The sequence below is a fragment of the Sediminicoccus rosea genome (assembly GCF_033547095.1).
Classification (GTDB): Bacteria; Pseudomonadota; Alphaproteobacteria; order Acetobacterales; family Acetobacteraceae; genus Roseococcus; species Roseococcus rosea.
The window spans coordinates 295,123-312,059 of the sequence record NZ_CP137852.1; the positions used below are offsets into that span (position 1 = coordinate 295,123).

The window sequence follows — 16,937 nt, forward strand, 5'->3', positions numbered from 1 at the left end:
CTACCTGTTGCCCCGCTGCGGCGTCGTGATGACGCCGGTCGCGGCACCCACCGCGCCGCCCGTCAGCGCGCCGATGGCGGCACCCTGGCCGCCGCCGGCGATGGCGCCGATCGCCGCGCCCGCGCCGGCACCGATCAAGCCGCCGCCGGCGGCCCGCTGGGCGGGGTCATTGGGATTGGTGCAGGCGCCCAGGGACAGCAGGGCGCAAAGGCCGAGCGCCGTGAAAGCGTGTCGCATGATGGTCTTCTCCTTGTTTGGCGGAAACCGACCCGCCGGGCGGCGGGTTGAAGCGGCGCCGATGCTTCCCGGTCATCGGATCAATTTCCCGGATGATTGGCAATCTCCCGCTGCCGGAACAGCGGGCCCAGGGGCGGCCAGGCGCCCCGGTAGCCATCGGCCGGCACTCCCCGAGGCGGGGCACAGCCCGCCAGCAGCCCAAGCAGCAGCAAAGGGAGCACGATCTTCGGCATGGCGTGAGCGTGACGGCAAAATGGGGCGGGATCATGCCCGCCCCTGCCCCATTCATGGCCCCATTCTTGGCCCCGTTCCTGGCAGGGCGATGCCCTGCCGGTCCGGCCCTCAGGTGTTCATCGCGTCGAAGAAGTCCTGGTTCGTCTTGCTGTATTTCAGCTTGTCGGTCAGGAATTCCATCGCGTCCTGCGTGCCCATCGGGTTCAGGATGCGGCGCAGCACCCACATCTTGCTGAGCGTGCCGCGATCCACCAGCAGCTCCTCCTTGCGGGTGCCGGACTTGGTGATGTCGATCGCCGGGAAGACGCGCTTGTCGGAGAGCTTGCGGTCCAGGATCAGCTCGGAATTGCCGGTGCCCTTGAACTCTTCGAAGATCACCTCGTCCATGCGGCTGCCGGTGTCGATCAGCGCGGTGGCGATGATGGTGAGCGAACCGCCCTCCTCGATGTTGCGCGCCGCGCCGAAGAAGCGCTTGGGCCGCTGCAGCGCATTGGCGTCCACACCACCCGTCAGCACCTTGCCCGAGGAGGGCACGACGGAGTTGTAGGCGCGGCCGAGGCGGGTGATGGAGTCGAGCAGGATCACGACATCCCGCTTGTGCTCGACAAGGCGCTTGGCCTTCTCCAGCACCATCTCCGTCACCTGCACGTGGCGCGTCGCCGGCTCGTCGAAGGTGGAGGCCACGACCTCGCCGCGCACGGTGCGCGCCATGTCGGTCACTTCCTCGGGCCGCTCGTCGATCAGCAGGACCATGAGGAAGACGTCGGGGTGGTTCGCGGTGATGGACTTCGCGATGGATTGCAGCATCACCGTCTTGCCGGTGCGCGGCGGCGCCACGATCAGCGCGCGCTGGCCCATGCCGATCGGCGCGATCAGGTCGATCACGCGGTGCGTGTTGTCCTTCTGCACGCCCTTCGGCGTCTCCTGCCCCTCGATTTCCATCTTGAGGCGGCGCGTCGGGTAGAGCGGCGTCAGGTTGTCGAAGTTGATGCGGTGGCGCAGCGCCTCGGGCGGCTCGAAATTGACCGCGTTCACCTTGAGCATGGCGAAGTAGCGCTCACCATCCTTGGGCGCGCGGATCTGGCCTTCCACCGTGTCGCCGGTGCGCAGGCCGAAGCGGCGCACCTGGGCGGGGCTGACATAGATGTCGTCGGGGCCGGGCAGGAAGTTCGCCTGCGGGCTGCGGAGATAGCCGAAGCCGTCGCTGAGGATTTCCAGCGTGCCTTCGCCATAGATCGCCTGGTCGTTATCGGCGAAGGTCTTGAGGATGGCGAACATGATGTCCTGCTTGCGCAGGATGGAGGCGTTCTCGACGCCCAGCTCCTCCGCGAATGCGAGGAGTTCGGGCGGCGTCTTCGCCTTGAGTTCAGAGAGGTGCATGCAGCATCCGGAGTGTGGATCGTGGGGAAGACGCCGGGGGCGATGTCATGGGCCCCGCAATTCGTGCCGCGCGCAGGGGCTTCGGCGAATTCGGCGGTCGGGAGGGAGGGATCGGCCCGCGAAGGACCGACCGGACCAAGGTAGGCACCCCTGGCCGCCGCGTCAACGTCTCCCTGCTGCCCCCCCCCATTGGGGGGGCCTCAGCGGGGGCCGCTCAGAAGGGCTTCACGATGACCATGATGACGATGACGATCATCAGCAGCGTCGGCACCTCGTTCATGTAGCGCCAGTGCCGCTGCGGGAAGATCCGCTCGTCGCGCTCGAAGGCCTTGCGGTGCTTCGCCAGGTACATGTGGAACCAGGTCATCGCCAGCACGCAGAGCAGCTTCACGTGCCACCAGCCCGAGGTCCAGGAGACGACGCCCGGCGTCGCCACCAGCATGAGGCCGAGGAGCCAGGTGACGATCATGCTGGGGTTCATGATGGCGCGCAGCAGCAGGCGCTCCATCTTCTTGAAGCGCTCATGCTCCACCCCGCCGCCCTGCGGGATCTCGCAGTGATAGACATAGAGGCGCGGCAGGTAGAACAGCCCTGCCATCCAGGCCATCACGGCCATCAGATGGAAGGATTTGACCCAGAGATAGGCGGGGGCAAGGAAGTCCAAGGTCAGTTCCCCTTGAGGATGGCGGCGACGAAGGCATCCAGATCATCGCCCGGAAAGAGATGGCCGGGAATGCCCGCGGCGGCGGCGGCCTCGAGATCCGTCGCGCGGTCACCGATCAGGAAGCTCCCGTCCCGGCGCAGCGGGAAATGCGCGAGCCAATCCTCGATCATCCCTGGGCCCGGCTTGCGGCGGGGGCTCTCGCGGCGATAGCGCGGCGCCTCGGCCGCCGCGTGGAAGGGGCAATAGGCGAAGCCGTCGAGCCGGGCCCCGGCCGCCCGCGCCTCGTTCGCCATCCAGTGGTGCAGGCGGCCAACCGCCGCCTCGTCATAATAGCCGCGCGCCACGCCCGCCTGGTTGGTGACGATGCAGACGGCGAAGCCCGCCGCGTTCAGCCGCCGCAGGGCCGCCATCACGCCGGGTATCCAGCGCACCTCCTCGATCCGGTGCGGGTAGCCGGTATCCTCGATCAGCACGCCGTCGCGGTCGAGGAAGGCGCCCGGGCGCCGCTGGTCCGTCATCTCCATGCCACGCCGATAGCATGGCGCCCCGGCGGCGGGCAGCGCTGGCCTTCTCGCGCCGGGAGGATTAGAGGTGCGCCCATGCAGCCCGTGACCCGACGCGCCGAGATCGCCCGCAAGACCGCCGAGACGGACATCACCGCCCGGCTCGACCTCGACGGTACCGGCCGCGCCGAGATCGCGACCGGCATCGGCTTCCTCGACCACATGCTGCACGCGCTGACGCGCCACGCCCTGCTCGACCTGGCGCTGAGCGCCAAGGGCGACCTGCACATTGATTTCCACCACACGGCCGAGGATTGCGGCATCGTGCTGGGCCAGGCCATCAAGGCCGCGCTGGGTGAGAAGCGCGGCATCACCCGTTTCGGCCAATGCCTGATGCCGATGGACGAGGCGCTGGCCGAATGCGCCATCGACATCTCGGGCCGCCCCTTCCTCGCCTGGAGCGTGACCTTCACGCGTGACAAGGTGGGCGAGATGGACACGGAACTCTTCGAGGAGTTCTTCCGCGCCCTGGTGATGAATGCGGGCCTGACCTGCCACATCACCCAGAAGGCCGGCACCAACGCGCACCACATCGCCGAGGCCTGCTTCAAATCCTTCGCCCGCGCCCTGCGCATGGCCATCGAGCCCGATCCGCGCCAGCTGGGCGCCATCCCCTCCACCAAGGGCGTGCTGGAGGCCTGATGCGGAGCTGGACCGTCCATCTCCCGCCCGGCGCCGCCCGCGGCTCGGTGCCTGCCACCGGGCTCAAGCAGCCGCCGGTGCTGATTCCGGAGGGGTTCTCCTTCTGGGCCTTCCTCTTCGGCCCCTTCTGGCTGTTCCGGCATCGCGCCTGGCTGGCCGGGTTCGGGGTGCTGGTCGGCCTCGTCGTGCTGAACCTGCTGCCCGACCCCTATGGCATCGCGGCCGCGCTCGCCGCGCATCTGCTGCTCGGCTTCCAGGGCCAGGACCTGCGCCGCTGGGCGCTGGGCCGCCGCGGCTGGACGCTCGCGCATGTCGTCCAGGGGCAGGATGCCGATGGCGCGCTGGCCCGCCTGCTCCAGGCCGAGCCGCGCCTCCTGCCGCTCTACGCGGGTGAGGTGGCGCGATGAGGGTCTCCGTCATTGATCCCGGCTCGGGCAACCTCGCCTCGGTCTGCCGTGCGCTGGAACGCGCCGCCGCCGGGCCCATCACCGTCGAGATCACGCGCGAGCCGGAAACGCTGATCCACGCCGACCGCATCATCCTGCCCGGCCAGGGCGCCTTCGCCGCCTGCCGCGCCGGGCTGGACGCGCTGGAAGGCATGGTCGGCGCGCTCTATGAGCAGGTGCAGGTCCACCGGAAGCCCTTCCTCGGGATTTGCGTCGGGATGCAGTTGCTGGCCGAGCGTGGCCTGGAGCACGGCTCCACCCCCGGCCTCGCCTGGCTGCCCGGCGAGGTGGCCGAGATGGACCCCCGCGCGCCCGACGGCACCCCCCTGCCCCTGCCGCAGATGGGCTGGAACGCGCTCGACTTCACACCCGGCGCGCATCCGCTGCTGGAGGGTCTGGTCCCCGGCGATCACGCCTATTTCGTGCATTCCTACGCCTGGCGCGGCGGCGAGCCGGCGGATGTCCTGGCCACCACCGATTATGGCGGCCCTGTGCCGGCCATCCTGGGCCGCGGCAACATCGTCGGCACGCAGTTCCATGTCGAGAAGAGCGCCGGGGTCGGCCTGCGGATCCTGGCCAATTTCCTGCGATGGACGCCCCGGATGGAGCCGACGTGAGCGCCGACCCCGCCGCCACCGAGGTGCACCGGCTCGAGGTCGAGCGCGTGGACATGCTCGACCCGCATGACCTGGCCGACCTCTGCGAGGCGACCAATGCCGCCATCGTGGAGGGCGGCGGCTTCGGCTGGGTGGAGGCGCAGAGCCGCTCCGCTCTCGAACGCCATTTCCGCGGCGTGATGCTGGTGCCCGAGCGCGAATTCTTCATCGCGCGGCTGGATGGCCAGGTGGTGGGCAGCGCGCAGCTCGTCCGCCCGCCCCGCAACAACGAAGCGCAGGGCTTCGCCGCCCAGCTCACCCACGCCTTCATCGCGCCCTATGCGCGCGGCTTCGGCCTCGCGCGGCTGCTGGTGCGCCGCGTCGAGGAGCGCGCGGCGGCCATGGGCATCCGCGTGCTCAACCTCGATGTGCGCGCTACGCAGGAGAGCGCCATCACGCTGTTCGAGCGGCTGGGCTATGTGCGCTGGGGCAGCCACCCCGCCTATGCGCGCGTGGGCGGCGAGACGGTGGCCGGCTTCTTCTACTACCGCCTGCTGGAGCCGCAGCACGGCCGCAGCACGGCCGATGCCCTGGGACGGATCAAGACGTGAGCGGCTTCACCCTCTACCCCGCCATCGACCTCAAGCAGGGCCGCGTCGTCCGGCTGCAGCGCGGCGACATGGCGCAAGCCACCATCTACGCCGAGGATCCGGCCGAGCAGGCCTGCGTCTTCGCGGCCGATGGCTTTCAGTGGCTGCATGTGGTGGACCTCGACGGCGCCTTCGCCGGCAAGCCCGCCAATGCCGAGGCGGTGGCGCGCATCCTGGCCGCGGCCCCCATGCCGGTGCAGCTGGGTGGCGGCATCCGCAACATGCCGACGGTCGAGGCCTGGCTGGAGGGCGGCGTGACCCGCGTGATCCTCGGTTCCGCCGCCGTGAAGGATCCGCATTTCGTGCGCGAGGCCTGCCGGCATTTCCCGGGCCGCGTCGTCGTCGGCATCGATGCGCGCGGCGGGATGGTGGCGACGGAAGGCTGGGCCGAGACCAGCACGCTCCCCGCGCGCGACCTGGCGCTGCGCCTGGAAGATGCGGGCGCCGCCGCGATCATCTACACCGACATCGACCGCGACGGCATGCTGAGCGGCGTGAATGTCGAGCAGACGCGCGCGCTGGCCGCGGCGCTGGAGACGCCGGTCATCGCCTCGGGCGGCGTCGCCTCGCTGGCGGACCTCGAGGCGCTGAAAGCGGTGGCGGCGGATGGCATCGCCGGCTGCATCCTGGGCCGCGCGCTGTATGACGGCCGGATCGTCCCGGCCGAGGCACTGGCGCTGGCGGCGGGCTGAGCGGCGCCGTCGCGCTTGTCACCAAGCCATCGCTTGACGCACCGCGAAAAACGCCGCAATCGCCTTGCCCCAGGATCATCCGGATACCTGGACAAACCGGGAATTCATCCGTGCTCGCGCTCCGCATCATTCCCTGCCTCGATGTGAAGGAAGGCCGCGTCGTGAAGGGCGTGAACTTCGTCGCGCTGCGCGACGCGGGCGACCCGGTCGAGCAGGCCCGCGCCTATGACGCGCAGGGCGCGGACGAGCTGACCTTCCTCGACATCGGCGCCACGCATGAGAACCGGGATACGATGTATGACGTCGTCTCCCGCACGGCGGCGCAGGTCTTCATCCCGCTCACCGTGGGTGGCGGCGTGCGCAGCGTGGAGGATATCCGCAAGCTGCTGCTGGCTGGCGCCGACAAGGCCAGCATCAACTCCGCGGCGGTGAGCGACCCTGACCTGGTGCGCCGCGCGGCCGAGGCCTTCGGCAGCCAATGCATCGTCGTCGCCGTGGATGCGAAGAAGGTGGCGGAGGGCCGCTGGGAGATCTTCACCCATGGCGGCCGGCGCGAGACCGGGCTGGATGCGGTGGATTGGGCGCGCCGGATGGCGAGCCTGGGCGCCGGCGAGATCCTGCTGACCTCGATGGATCGCGACGGCACGAAGCAGGGCTTCGACCTCGACCTGCTGCGCCGCGTGGTGGGCGCGGTGCGCGTGCCGGTGGTGGCCTCGGGCGGCGTCGGCGCGCTGGATCATTTCGTCGAGGGCGCGCGGGCCGGGGCCACCGGGCTGCTGGCGGCCAGCGTGTTTCATGATGGCGTGTTCCGCATCGAACAGGCCAAGGATGCCTTGGCGGCGGCGGGCCTGCCCGTGCGCCGCGTCCGGGAGATGGCGTGATGGCGAAGGCCACGAAGAAGAAGGCGGCGAGCAAGTCGGCCAAGCCCGCGAAGGCTGGCAAGCTGCCCGTGCCGAAGAACATCCCGGCGAAGAAGGCGCGCATCCCCAAGGCGGTGCTGAAGGCCGAGGCGGCGCATCTCAAGCCGCTCACCTTGCCCGAGGATGGTGACGCCGCGGTGCTGGACCGGCTCTGGGCCACCATCGAATCGCGCCGCCTGGCCGGCGATGCCGCGACCTCGCATTCCGCGCGACTGATCGCGCGCGGCACGCCCAAGGTGGCGCAGAAGCTGGGCGAAGAGGCGGTGGAGCTGGTGATCGAGGCGGTGGCCCGCAACCGGCCCGCCATCATCAGCGAATCGGCCGACGTGCTCTACCACCTGATGCTGCTGCTGGTGGATGCCGGCATCACACCGGCCGAGGTCTGGGCCGAGCTGCGCCGGCGCGAGGGGATTTCCGGCATTGCCGAAAAGGCCTCCCGCCCCCGCCCCAAGGCGCTGCTGGCGATCGCGCAGACGACCAAGCTGCCCTGACGGGTCCGATCCTCCTCGGCGGAACGCTCAAGGTGTGAACGGGCTCCGCCGCATGGCGACCCTCACCTTCGGCTAAGGGTGACGATGTAGCGGCAATCCTCCATGCCGGAGGGGTTGTGGAATTCGCAATCGCGCGGCGTCGTCAGGTCATAGGCCAGCGCATCGCCGGGGCCGAGGGTGGTTTCCTCCTCGCCCTCGCGGATGATGAGCGTGCCGGATTCCAGCCAGACCACCTGGCCGCGCAGGAAGCGGTAGGACGCCGCCGGATAGGCGATGCGCGCGCCGGGCGGCAGTTCCACCTGCACCAATTCGGGCTCCGCGCCGGGCGGCGAGAGGGCGCGGCGGCGATAGCCGGTGCCCGGGTCGGTCCAGAGCTGCTGGCTGGCGGCGCGGGAGACGCGCCCACCCCCCGCATCGCCCTCGGCGCGTGCCAGCAGGGCGGAGATGGTCAGCCCCAGCGCGCCTGAAAGGCGGCCGAGCAGGGCCGCGGTGGGGCTCGCTTCGGCCCGCTCGATCTTGCTGATCATGGCGCGCGAGACGCCGGATTCGGCCGCCAGCGTGGCGATGGACCAACCGCGCGCCTCCCGCTCGCGCCGGATGCGGCGGGCGAGGAGGTCATCCAGGTCTGTCATGATGGTGGACATGTGACCATTTTAGTGGATGATGCGGGACATGACCAGCATCGGCCACAATGGCGGTCCGCCGCTCGAAGATGAAGGGACCGCCTGGCGCGGCTGGGTCTGGCGCCGTGCCCACAAGAAGGCCTGGAAGACCCCGCCACGCGAGATCGCGCTGCGCCGCCTGGCGCGCGCGGAGGAGCTGGGGATGAGCTACAAGGAATACACGCTGGAGATCCTGGAGCGCGGAAAGTTCCTGTGATGCGGGGTCCAGCCCGGACCGTCAGACCAAGCATGGGCCCACCGCGGCCGGCGGCGCCCGGCGCTTGAGGGCGTCAATCACTCCCCGCGCAGGGGGCGGGCCATCAGCGCCGCCAGCGCGCCCTGCACGTCGAGCCGCCCTTCCAGCACCGCCACCACCGCCGCGCAGATCGGCAGTTCCACCCCGGCGGCGCGGGCGCGCTCGAGCAGGGCGGGTGCGGTGGCGATGCCCTCGGTCACGCCCGCGCGGCCGGCCAGCGCCTGCGGCAACGTCATCCCCCGCCCCAGGGCGAAGCCGAGCGAGGCGTTGCGGCTGGAATGGCCCATGGCCGTGAGGATGAGGTCGCCGAGGCCGGAAAGCCCCGCCGCGGTCTCCGCCCGCCCGCCCAGGCCGATGACCAGGCGCGAGAGTTCCGCCAGCCCGCGTGTGATCAGTGCCGCCCGCGCATTCTCGCCGAGCCCCGCGCCGGTTGAGATCCCGGCGGCGATCGCCAGCACGTTCTTCGTCGCGCCGCCCAGCTGCACGCCGAGCACATCCTCGCTGCCATAGAGCCGCAGCGCCTGGCCGGAGAGCAGCCCCTGCGCCGTGGTGACCAGCGCCGGGTCGCGCGCCGCGACCACGCTCGCCGCCGGCAGGCCCGCCGCCACCTCATGCGCGAAATTCGGGCCGGAGAGGATGCCGCCCGCCAGATCGGGTCGCGCCTCGGCCAGCACCTCCAGCGGCAGGCGCAGCGTGTCGGCCTCCAGCCCCTTGCAGACCAGCAGCAGCGGCGGCAGGCCGCGCGGCAGGCGCGCCAGCACGGCGCGCAGCGGCTGCATGGGCACGGCGAGGACGCCGAGTGCTGCGCCCTGTGGCGTCAGGTCATGCGTCACGCGCAGCGCGTCCGGGAAGGGCGCGCCCGGCAGCAGCCGGGCATTGACCCGCGCGCGCTGCATCTCCTCCGCCCGCGCCGCATCGCGCGCCCAGAGCGTCACGCCATGGCCGAGCCGCGCGGCATGGATGGCCAGCGCGGTGCCCCAGGCGCCCGCGCCATAGACGATGACCTCACTCATCGGCGATCCGCGTCAGCGCCCATCCGGCGCCCTCCTCCGCTGACAATGCTGCGCGCAGCGCCGCCAGTATGGCGCGCGCCGCTTCCTCGAAGCCATAGGGCGGATTCACGACGATGAGGCCGCAGCCATTGAGCCGCGCCGCGTCCAGCGGCTCACGCAGGTGCAGCTCGGCCGCCAGCACGTCCCGCACGCCGGATTCGGCCAGCGCGGTGTGGAAGGCGCGGCCCGGCGCGCGGCCCTTGATCGGATACCAGGCGGCCTGCACCAGCCCGCGCGCGCGGCGCGAGACCTCGGTGATGGCCGCTGTCAGCCGTTCATACTCGCCCGGCTGCTCGAAGGGCGGGTCCATCAGGACGAGGCCGCGCTTCTCCGGGAAGGGGGTGAGGGCGCGCACCGCCTCGAAGGCGTCGCGCCGGTGGACGGCCACGCGGGGATCGCGGCGGAACAGCGCGCGCAGCGTGGCGTGGTCCTCCTCATGCAGCTCGACCAGCGCGAGCCGGTCCTGCGGGCGCAGCAGGGCGGCGGCCAGCGCGGGCGAGCCGGGATAGCCGCCATCGGCGCGCACCAGCTCCAGATACTCGGCCAGCGGTCCGTCCGTGATGCCGGAGAGCTGGCCGATTCCCGCCTGCCATTCGCCCGTGCGCTGCGCCTCGTCGCTCGCCAGGTCGTAGCGCCCGATGCCGGCATGGGTGTCCAGCACGCGGAAGGCGGCCGGCTTGCGCGCCAGGGCGCGCAGCAGCCAGACCAGCAGCGCGTGCTTCATGCAATCGGCGAAATTCCCGGCATGGAAGGCGTGGCGATAGTTGATGTTCAGGCCCTCGCGCGGCGGCCGTCAGATCGGCAGGGTCGCGCCATGCGGGAAATCCTGGCCGAGCAGCGCGAGGATGGCGGCGCCCACCTCCTCCGGCTGGCGCAGCTTCGTCGGGTCCTCGCCCGGGAAGCCCGCCGCGCGCAGCTTGGTGGCGACCGGGCCCGGGTCCACCAGCGCGACCTTCAGCGGGGACATCGCGACCTCCGCCGCCCAGCAGCGCACGAGATTGGCCTGGGCGGCCTTGGCGCTGCTGTAAAGGCTCCAATAGGCCGTGGGCTCCTCCACATGCGAATCATGCAGGAAAAGCGCGCGGCCGGCGGGCGCCGCGCGCAGCGGCGGGTCGCAGGCGCGGATCAGGCGATAGGCAGCGGTGGCGTTCACCGCCAGGCTCTCGCCCCAGTCGCGCGGCGGGATGTGCCCGGCCGGCGTCAGCTTCGCCAGCAGGCCCGCCGCATGCACCAGGATGTCCAGCCGGCCGAAGCGCTGCACGATGGAGGGGCCCAGCATGTCGAGCTGGTCGGCCTCCTTGATGAAGTCGAGCGGCAGGAGCGTCGCCGCCCCGCCTGCCGCGCGGACGAGGTCATCCGTCTCCTCCAGCCCGCCCTGGCTGCGCGCCATGAGCACGACATGCGCGCCGGCCGCGGCCAGCGCCAGGGCGGTGGCGCGGCCGATGCCGCGCGAGGCGCCGGTGATGAGCGCGACCTGTCCCCGCATGGTCACGCGCCGGCCTTGAGCAGGCTGCCGCGCGCCTCGGTGTTGTCGGTGCGGTCGGTGAGCGGGATGGCGTAGTCGCCGGTGAAGCAGGCGTCGCAATAGGCCGGCGCCGCCGGGTCCCGCCCCTCGCGGCCAAGCGCGCGGTAGAGGCCGTCGATCGAGATGAAGGCCAGGCTGTCCACGCCGATCAGCTTCGCCATGGCGGCGAGGTCATGCTGCGCGGCGAGCAGCTCGCTGCGCTCCGGCGTGTCGATGCCGTAGAAGCAGGAGTTGATGGTGGGCGGCGAGGAGATGCGCATATGCACTTCGGCCGCGCCGGCCTGGCGCACCATCTCCACGATCTTCTTCGAGGTGGTGCCGCGCACGATGCTGTCATCCACCAGCACCACGCGCTTGCCCTCCAGCATGGCGCGGTTCGCGCTGTGCTTCAGCTTCACGCCGAGGTGGCGGATCTGGTCCGTCGGCTCGATGAAGGTGCGGCCGACATAGTGGTTGCGGATGATGCCGAGCTCGAAGGGAATGCCGGCCTGCACGGCATAGCCCATGGCGGCGGGCACGCCGCTGTCGGGCACCGGCACCACCACATCCGCCGCCACATGGCTCTCGCGCGCGAGTTCGGCGCCGATGCGCTTGCGCGTCTCATAGACCGGCGTGCCCTCGACCACGGAATCGGGGCGCGCGAAATAGATGTACTCGAAGATGCAGAAACGGTTCTCGGCCTTGGGGAAGGGCTTCACCGAGCGGATGCCGGCATCGTCGATGATGACGATCTCGCCCGGCTCGATGTCGCGCACGAATTCGGCGCCGACGATGTCGAGCGCGCAGGTCTCGCTGGCCAGCACCCAGCCATCGCCCAGGCGCCCCAGCACCAGCGGCCGCACGCCCAAGGGGTCACGCGCGCCGATCAGCGCGCCATTGTGCAGCGCCACCAGCGAATAGGCGCCCTGCACCTGCTTCAGCGCGTCGATCAGCCGGTCCAGCACGGTGGAATAGAGGCTGATGGCGATGAGATGGACGAAGACCTCGCTGTCCGTCGTGGACTGGAACAGGCAGCCGCGGCGCACCAGTGCGCGCTTCAGCACGGCGGCGTTGGTCAGGTTGCCGTTGTGACCGACGGCAAAGCCGCCGAACTCGAAATCGGCGAAGAGCGGCTGCACGTTGCGCAGTGCCGTCTCGCCCGTCGTCGCGTAGCGATTGTGGCCGATGGCGGCGCGGCCGGGCAGGCCGGCCATCACCTTGGCATCGCCGAAGATGTCGCCCACCAGGCCGAGGCCCTTGTGGGAATGGAACATGCCCGCGTCATCCAGCGTGACGATGCCCGAGGCCTCCTGCCCGCGATGCTGCAAGGCGTGCAGGCCGAGGGCGGTGAGCGCCGCCGCGTCCTTGTGCCGCCAGATCCCGAAGACCCCGCATTCCTCATGGAACTTGTCGTCATCACCCGGGAGGCCAAACCCAGGGGCGGCTGCGGCGGGAAGGGGCATGGGAGTGACCTTCAGCTTCGGTTTCGGGCAGGCGGACGCATCAGGTCCTCCTGCGTGGGCACGCGGCGTTCCGGCGGTGCAGCGATGCGGGGGCGATACTCCTCCGGCATCAGGCCGACAACCCACCGGGCCCCATCCACCACATAGGGCAGCGCCCGGGCCTCCTGCACGGGTTCGGGCCAGCGCTCGATGGCGGGGACGAAGAGCCCCGCGAGCACATAGGCCAGGACCGCGATGAAGGCGCCACGCGCCAGACCGAATATGGCGCCCAGGGAACGATCCACACCCCCCAGAGGGCTGCGCTGCACGCTGCCCGCCAATGCGTGGATGAGCAGCTTCAGCACCACCAGCACCACCAGGAAGACGCCGCCTACCGCCACGCCATCGGCCAGCCAGTCGGGCTCGATCGTCCCTTCCATGAGGGGCTTGATGTGGTCGAGCAGTGCGAAGCCGGCCAAAGCCGCGCCGATCCAGGCGGCGATGCCCAGGAACTCCCGCACGAAGCCGCGCAGGAAGGACAGGATGGCGGAGGCCACCATCACGAGGAGAAGGATGCCATCCGCCCAGGTCATGCTGCGCTGCCATGTAGCGGGGGCAGCGATTCCTGTCACCTTGGGGTCATTCGCGCGTCCGCTTCAGCGTCCCGGCGGCGAAGGGGGCCACCAGATCGGCCAGGTGGCCCACCTCGGTCAGGCGCAGGCCCTCGATGGCGGCGGGCGGCTTGTTGCCGCGCGCGACCCTCCGCGGCAGCACCGCGGCGGAGAAGCCGAGCTTCTGCGCCTCGCGCAGGCGCTGCTCCGCCTGGGAGACCTGCCGGATCTCGCCCGAAAGGCCGACCTCGCCGAAATACACGGCGTCGGGGTCGGTCGGCCGGTCGGTGATGGCGGAGGTGAGTGCCGCCGCCACGGCCAGGTCCGCCGCCGGCTCATTGATCCGCAGGCCGCCCGCGATGTTCAGATAGACGTCGGATTGCCCGAAGCTGAGCCCGGCGCGGGCCTCCAGCACGGCCAGCAGCATGGAGAGCCGCCCGCCCTCCCAGCCCACCACCTGCCGGCGGGGGGAGCCGCCATTGCTGGGCGAGAGCAGCGCCTGCACCTCCACCAGCACCGGCCGCGTGCCCTCCAGCCCGGCGAAGACGGCCGAGCCCGAGATGTTGCCCCGCCGCTCGGCCAGGAAGAGCGCCGAGGGGTTGGTGACCTCGACCAGGCCGCCCTCGGTCATTTCAAAAACGCCGATCTCGTCGGTCGCGCCGAAGCGGTTCTTGGTGGCCCGCAGGATGCGGAACTGGTGGCCACGGTCGCCTTCGAAATAGAGCGTGGCGTCCACCATGTGCTCCAGCACGCGGGGGCCGGCCAGCGTCCCCTCCTTCGTGACGTGCCCCACCAGCACCAGCGCGAAGCCGCGCGCCTTGGCGCAGCGGATCAGCTCCGCCGCGCAGGTCCGCACCTGCGCCACGGTGCCGGGCGCCGAATCCAGCGCGTCCAGCCACATGGTCTGGATCGAATCGATGACGACGAGGGTCGCCTCCGTCTCGGCCTCCAGGCTTGCCAGGATGTCGCGCAGGGCGGAGGCGGCGGCGAGCGCCATGGGGGCCTCGGCCAGGCCCAGGCGGCGCGCGCGCATCCGCACCTGGGCCACCGCCTCCTCGCCCGAGATATAGAGCACGCGCTTGCCCGCCATCGCCATGCGTGCGGCGGCCTGGAGCAGGATGGTGGATTTGCCGATGCCCGGATCGCCGCCCACCAGCACCGCGGAGGCCGGGACGAAGCCGCCGCCCAGCACGCGGTCCAGCTCGGCGATGCCCGTCAGGTGTCGGGGCGGCGGGGCGCTCTCCCCCGCGAGGCCGACGAAGCTGATGCCCCGCCCGGGCGGGGCCTTGCCGGCGGGCCCCGGCGCGCGGGGGGCCGTGCTCTCCTCGACCAGGGTGTTCCATTCGCCGCAGCCATCGCAACGGCCCTGCCACTTTGGGTGCGTTGCGCCGCAGGATTGGCAGGTGAAGCGGGTGCGGTCCTTGGCCATGCGATGGAACATAAATAGAACGCAACCGCCCCGCAAGGGCGCCGGGCCGATAGGCGGCGCCGATGGGTGGCGTCGCCGGAACAGATTGGCCGCGCCCCCGAATGCGGCCTAGCTTGCGTTCATCGGAGCGGCGGTCCCGCCCACCGAGACGGACCCGAAGGAGCGACTGAGATGAGAAAGCACCTGTTCACCGGCCTGGCCGCCGCCGCGATCGGCATCCTGCCCCTCGGCGAGGCTTCGGCCCAGGGCAACTCCTACTGCAACGGCATGGTCCAGGCGGCGAGCTTCTACAGCACGACCCACGCCACCCCGACGCGCAGCACCGTCTCCTACTTCGTGATCATCCAGAGCATGGTCGAGCAGTCGCTGCAGATCGAGGTGACCTTCCGCGACACGCGGAACATCGTGATCCCCGGCGGTGGTGGCCCGCATGGCCGCCGCCTCGGCCCCTGGGGCACCTCGCAGCCGATCCAGATCGGCGTGGCGACGCTGGCCAATCCCTCGGGCACCGGCGGGCTGAACGTGCCGCATGACCTGGCCGCCGGCACCACGGTCACCTGCCGGGTCCTGCACCGCTCGGGCGCCTGAGTCCGGCCGGCCACCCCTCCTCGGGATGAGTAGCCGCAAGGCGGCTCGTCCGAGCAGGTCGTCGCGCCACTTCCCCATCCCAGGCGCGGCGGCAACCCCGGCGGGGTGATCCCCCCCATTGGCCCCGCCGGGGGCCCTGTTTCCGGGCGGCCTCAACCCATGCGGCACGAGGCGCCGAGGCCGCGCAGCAGCGTCTCGGGCGGCAGGCCGGCGGATTGCTCCTCCGGCAGGCGGAGCGCGAAGACCGTCTGGCCCTGGCGCACCAGCATCAGCGGCAGGCCCATCTGCGGCCGCCCGCCGCCCGTCATCAGCACGGGCTGCAGCAGGATCGCCTCGCCGGTGCGATTGGCGACGGCCACGCTGATGCCCGTCGCGGCGCGGCCCGGCGCGTGCTCATGCCATTTCGGGCTGACGGCCAGCACCTCCACGCGGCCCCCGCACAGGGTGCTCGCGCCCAGGGCGGGGCCGGCGAGAAGGCAGGCGAAGGCCGAGAGGGCCAGAATGCGGCGCATGGGATCGCTCCATCCAACTGAGAACGTTCCCGTCCTATGGGATGAAGGTTAACCGCCGCCTAAGCGCGGCCTGGCCTCAATCGCCGCGCAGCGCCGCCCCGGCGGCGAGCGGCGCGAGCGGGGCCGCCAGCGCCAGGATCGCGGCTTCCAGCAGCAGGTAGGGGCGGGGCGGCAGGCCGCTCGCCGCCGCCTCGATGGCCGCCGCGCCGAAGATCACCGCGGGGATGGAAAGCGGCAGGACCAGCAGCGGCAGCAGTACGCCGCCGCGCCTGGCACCCAGCGTCAGCGCCGCGCCCGCCGCGCCGAAGACCGAGAGGATGGCCGAGGCGAGGCCGAGCGCCAGCATCGCGGCGGGCCAGGCCTCGGTCGGCAGGTTGAGCAGCGCGGCCGCCAGCGGCGTGGCCAGCACCAGGGGGATGCCCGTGGTGATCCAGTGCCCCAGCGCCTTCACCGCCGCGATGCCCGCCGGATGCAGGCCCGAGAGCAGGAGCTGGTCGAGCGAGCCATCCTCCGCCTCCGCGCCGAACAGCCGGTCGAGCGGCAGCAGCGCCGCGAGCAGGGCGGCCGCCAGCAGCACGCCGGGAGCGAGGCGGGCCAGCAGCTCGGGCGAGGGGCCGACGCCGAAGGGGAACATCGCCGCCACCAGTACGAAGAACATCACGGCCGAGAGCGTATCGGCCGGGTGGCGGATGGCGAGGCGCAGCTCGCGGAGCAACAGCGCGATCACAGCCGGAGCTCCCGTGCGTCGGGCAGCGGCAGGGGCAGGTGAGTCGCCGCCAGGATCATGCCGCCCGCGGCGCGATGCGCGGCGAAGAGCGGCCCGAGGCGCGCGACCGAGGCCGCGTCCAGCCCGACCGAGGGCTCGTCCAGCAGCCAGAGCCGGGCGGGCGCCAGGGCCAGCCGCGCCAGCGCCAGCCGCCGCTTCTGGCCGGAGGAGAGCACCCGCGCCGGCAGCTCGGCCAGCGGCGTGAGGTCCAGCGCCTCCAGCGCCGCCGCCACCTCGCCGCCCCAGAGGCGCGCGAAGAAGGAGAGGTTCTCGCGCGCCGTCAGCGCGGGCTTCAGCGCATCCTGGTGGCCGATGTAGCGCGTGCGCGCGCCATGCGCCGGCAGGTCCGCCAGACAATCGGCGCCATCCCAGGCCAGGCTTCCTTCCGCCGCCGGAATCAACCCCGCGAGCAGCCGCAGCAGGGAGGATTTGCCCGCGCCATTGGCGCCGGTCAGCAGCAGGGCCTCGCCTGGGGAAACCGCGAAGGACAGGCCGGCGAAGACAAGGCGTTCCGACCGCCAACAGGCCAATTCTCGCGCTTCGAGCAGGGCGGCCTCCATGGACCTCTCCACAAGGCCATGCTTAAAAGCGCGGCGCAAG

General features: G+C 71.2%; 24 protein-coding genes. 9 read left to right on the forward strand and 15 right to left on the reverse strand.

Annotated elements, in window-relative coordinates; translation table 11 throughout:
- The 5 genes from R9Z33_RS01365 to R9Z33_RS01385 all read right to left on the reverse strand — a co-directional run bounded on the left by R9Z33_RS01365 (window position 1) and on the right by R9Z33_RS01385 (window position 3,039).
- Window positions 1-237 carry a YtxH domain-containing protein gene (locus R9Z33_RS01365; protein ID WP_318649507.1) on the reverse strand — a complete coding sequence of 79 codons (237 nt, stop codon included), beginning with the start codon at window positions 235-237 and terminating at the stop codon, window positions 1-3.
- An 80-nt stretch (window positions 238-317) separates the two neighbouring features.
- Window positions 318-470 carry a hypothetical protein gene (locus R9Z33_RS01370; RefSeq protein WP_318649508.1) on the reverse strand — a complete coding sequence of 51 codons (153 nt, stop codon included), beginning with the start codon at window positions 468-470 and terminating at the stop codon, window positions 318-320.
- A gap of 109 nt (window positions 471-579) precedes the next feature.
- Window positions 580-1,851, reverse strand: a complete 1,272-nt coding sequence (gene rho / locus R9Z33_RS01375; protein WP_318649509.1) for a transcription termination factor Rho — start codon at window positions 1,849-1,851, stop codon at window positions 580-582.
- A 214-nt stretch (window positions 1,852-2,065) separates the two neighbouring features.
- The gene (gene hemJ, locus R9Z33_RS01380; protein ID WP_404830637.1) at window positions 2,066-2,515 is read right to left on the reverse strand and encodes a protoporphyrinogen oxidase HemJ; all 450 of its coding nucleotides are present in this window, start codon (window positions 2,513-2,515) and stop codon (window positions 2,066-2,068) included.
- Between the two features lie 2 nt (window positions 2,516-2,517).
- The gene (locus R9Z33_RS01385; RefSeq protein ID WP_318649510.1) at window positions 2,518-3,039 is read right to left on the reverse strand and encodes a D-glycero-alpha-D-manno-heptose-1,7-bisphosphate 7-phosphatase; all 522 of its coding nucleotides are present in this window, start codon (window positions 3,037-3,039) and stop codon (window positions 2,518-2,520) included.
- Between the two features lie 75 nt (window positions 3,040-3,114).
- Between R9Z33_RS01385 and hisB the strand changes: the two genes are divergently transcribed.
- The 7 genes from hisB to R9Z33_RS01420 all read left to right on the forward strand — a co-directional run bounded on the left by hisB (window position 3,115) and on the right by R9Z33_RS01420 (window position 7,515).
- Window positions 3,115-3,720: an imidazoleglycerol-phosphate dehydratase HisB gene (hisB, locus tag R9Z33_RS01390; RefSeq protein ID WP_318649511.1), complete on the forward strand. Its 606-nt coding sequence runs from the start codon at window positions 3,115-3,117 to the stop codon at window positions 3,718-3,720.
- Window positions 3,720-4,127 (forward strand): DUF2628 domain-containing protein, encoded by a 408-nt coding sequence (locus R9Z33_RS01395; RefSeq protein ID WP_318649512.1) that lies wholly within the window; start codon window positions 3,720-3,722, stop codon window positions 4,125-4,127. The genes hisB and R9Z33_RS01395 overlap by 1 nt, the downstream gene beginning before the upstream one ends.
- Complete coding sequence (gene hisH, locus R9Z33_RS01400; RefSeq protein ID WP_318649513.1) at window positions 4,124-4,783, forward strand: imidazole glycerol phosphate synthase subunit HisH; 660 nt, start codon at window positions 4,124-4,126, stop codon at window positions 4,781-4,783. The genes R9Z33_RS01395 and hisH overlap by 4 nt, the downstream gene beginning before the upstream one ends.
- A complete protein-coding gene (locus tag R9Z33_RS01405; protein ID WP_450104019.1) occupies window positions 4,780-5,373 on the forward strand; it encodes an N-acetyltransferase family protein in 594 nt (197 codons plus the stop codon). Before hisH ends, R9Z33_RS01405 begins: the two co-directional genes overlap by 4 nt.
- Window positions 5,370-6,104, forward strand: coding sequence for a 1-(5-phosphoribosyl)-5-[(5-phosphoribosylamino)methylideneamino]imidazole-4-carboxamide isomerase (gene hisA / locus R9Z33_RS01410; protein WP_318649514.1), 735 nt, complete (start codon window positions 5,370-5,372; stop codon window positions 6,102-6,104). Before R9Z33_RS01405 ends, hisA begins: the two co-directional genes overlap by 4 nt.
- A gap of 110 nt (window positions 6,105-6,214) precedes the next feature.
- Window positions 6,215-6,985 (forward strand): imidazole glycerol phosphate synthase subunit HisF, encoded by a 771-nt coding sequence (hisF, locus tag R9Z33_RS01415; RefSeq protein WP_318649515.1) that lies wholly within the window; start codon window positions 6,215-6,217, stop codon window positions 6,983-6,985.
- Complete coding sequence (locus R9Z33_RS01420) at window positions 6,985-7,515, forward strand: phosphoribosyl-ATP diphosphatase (RefSeq protein WP_318649516.1); 531 nt, start codon at window positions 6,985-6,987, stop codon at window positions 7,513-7,515. Before hisF ends, R9Z33_RS01420 begins: the two co-directional genes overlap by 1 nt.
- A gap of 62 nt (window positions 7,516-7,577) precedes the next feature.
- On the opposite strand, the gene R9Z33_RS01425 is transcribed toward R9Z33_RS01420, so the two are convergent.
- The gene (locus tag R9Z33_RS01425) at window positions 7,578-8,159 is read right to left on the reverse strand and encodes a helix-turn-helix domain-containing protein (RefSeq protein WP_318649517.1); all 582 of its coding nucleotides are present in this window, start codon (window positions 8,157-8,159) and stop codon (window positions 7,578-7,580) included.
- 28 nt (window positions 8,160-8,187) lie between these two features.
- Here R9Z33_RS01425 and R9Z33_RS01430 point away from each other — a divergent pair, with 28 nt between their 5' ends.
- Window positions 8,188-8,394, forward strand: a complete 207-nt coding sequence (locus R9Z33_RS01430; protein WP_249732142.1) for a hypothetical protein — start codon at window positions 8,188-8,190, stop codon at window positions 8,392-8,394.
- Window positions 8,395-8,471: 77 nt separating this feature from the next.
- Here the strand turns inward: R9Z33_RS01430 and R9Z33_RS01435 are convergent, their stop codons facing one another.
- From R9Z33_RS01435 to radA, 6 genes are read right to left on the reverse strand one after another with little or no spacing between them, the layout of a single operon-like run.
- Window positions 8,472-9,446: an NAD(P)H-dependent glycerol-3-phosphate dehydrogenase gene (locus R9Z33_RS01435; RefSeq protein WP_318649518.1), complete on the reverse strand. Its 975-nt coding sequence runs from the start codon at window positions 9,444-9,446 to the stop codon at window positions 8,472-8,474.
- The gene (locus tag R9Z33_RS01440; RefSeq protein WP_318651599.1) at window positions 9,439-10,254 is read right to left on the reverse strand and encodes a 23S rRNA (adenine(2030)-N(6))-methyltransferase RlmJ; all 816 of its coding nucleotides are present in this window, start codon (window positions 10,252-10,254) and stop codon (window positions 9,439-9,441) included. The genes R9Z33_RS01435 and R9Z33_RS01440 overlap by 8 nt, the downstream gene beginning before the upstream one ends.
- Before the next feature lie 24 nt (window positions 10,255-10,278).
- Window positions 10,279-10,971 (reverse strand): SDR family NAD(P)-dependent oxidoreductase, encoded by a 693-nt coding sequence (locus R9Z33_RS01445; protein ID WP_318649519.1) that lies wholly within the window; start codon window positions 10,969-10,971, stop codon window positions 10,279-10,281.
- A 2-nt stretch (window positions 10,972-10,973) separates the two neighbouring features.
- Entirely contained in the window at window positions 10,974-12,452 is a 1,479-nt protein-coding gene (gene purF, locus R9Z33_RS01450; protein ID WP_318649520.1) for an amidophosphoribosyltransferase, read from the reverse strand.
- An 11-nt stretch (window positions 12,453-12,463) separates the two neighbouring features.
- A complete protein-coding gene (locus tag R9Z33_RS01455) occupies window positions 12,464-13,024 on the reverse strand; it encodes a CvpA family protein (protein ID WP_318649521.1) in 561 nt (186 codons plus the stop codon).
- Between the two features lie 46 nt (window positions 13,025-13,070).
- Window positions 13,071-14,471 carry a DNA repair protein RadA gene (gene radA / locus R9Z33_RS01460; RefSeq protein ID WP_318649522.1) on the reverse strand — a complete coding sequence of 467 codons (1,401 nt, stop codon included), beginning with the start codon at window positions 14,469-14,471 and terminating at the stop codon, window positions 13,071-13,073.
- A gap of 171 nt (window positions 14,472-14,642) precedes the next feature.
- Between radA and R9Z33_RS01465 the strand changes: the two genes are divergently transcribed.
- Complete coding sequence (locus tag R9Z33_RS01465) at window positions 14,643-15,059, forward strand: hypothetical protein (protein WP_318649523.1); 417 nt, start codon at window positions 14,643-14,645, stop codon at window positions 15,057-15,059.
- 152 nt (window positions 15,060-15,211) lie between these two features.
- Here R9Z33_RS01465 and R9Z33_RS01470 read toward each other — a convergent pair whose 3' ends face one another.
- The 3 genes from R9Z33_RS01470 to ccmA form a co-directional block, all read right to left on the reverse strand.
- A complete protein-coding gene (locus R9Z33_RS01470) occupies window positions 15,212-15,571 on the reverse strand; it encodes a hypothetical protein (RefSeq protein WP_318649524.1) in 360 nt (119 codons plus the stop codon).
- A 76-nt stretch (window positions 15,572-15,647) separates the two neighbouring features.
- On the reverse strand, window positions 15,648-16,298 hold the full coding sequence (gene ccmB, locus R9Z33_RS01475) for a heme exporter protein CcmB (RefSeq protein WP_318649525.1): 651 nt from the start codon (window positions 16,296-16,298) through the stop codon (window positions 15,648-15,650).
- Window positions 16,295-16,897: a heme ABC exporter ATP-binding protein CcmA gene (ccmA, locus tag R9Z33_RS01480; RefSeq protein WP_318649526.1), complete on the reverse strand. Its 603-nt coding sequence runs from the start codon at window positions 16,895-16,897 to the stop codon at window positions 16,295-16,297. The genes ccmB and ccmA overlap by 4 nt, the downstream gene beginning before the upstream one ends.
- Window positions 16,898-16,937 lie beyond the last annotated feature (40 nt).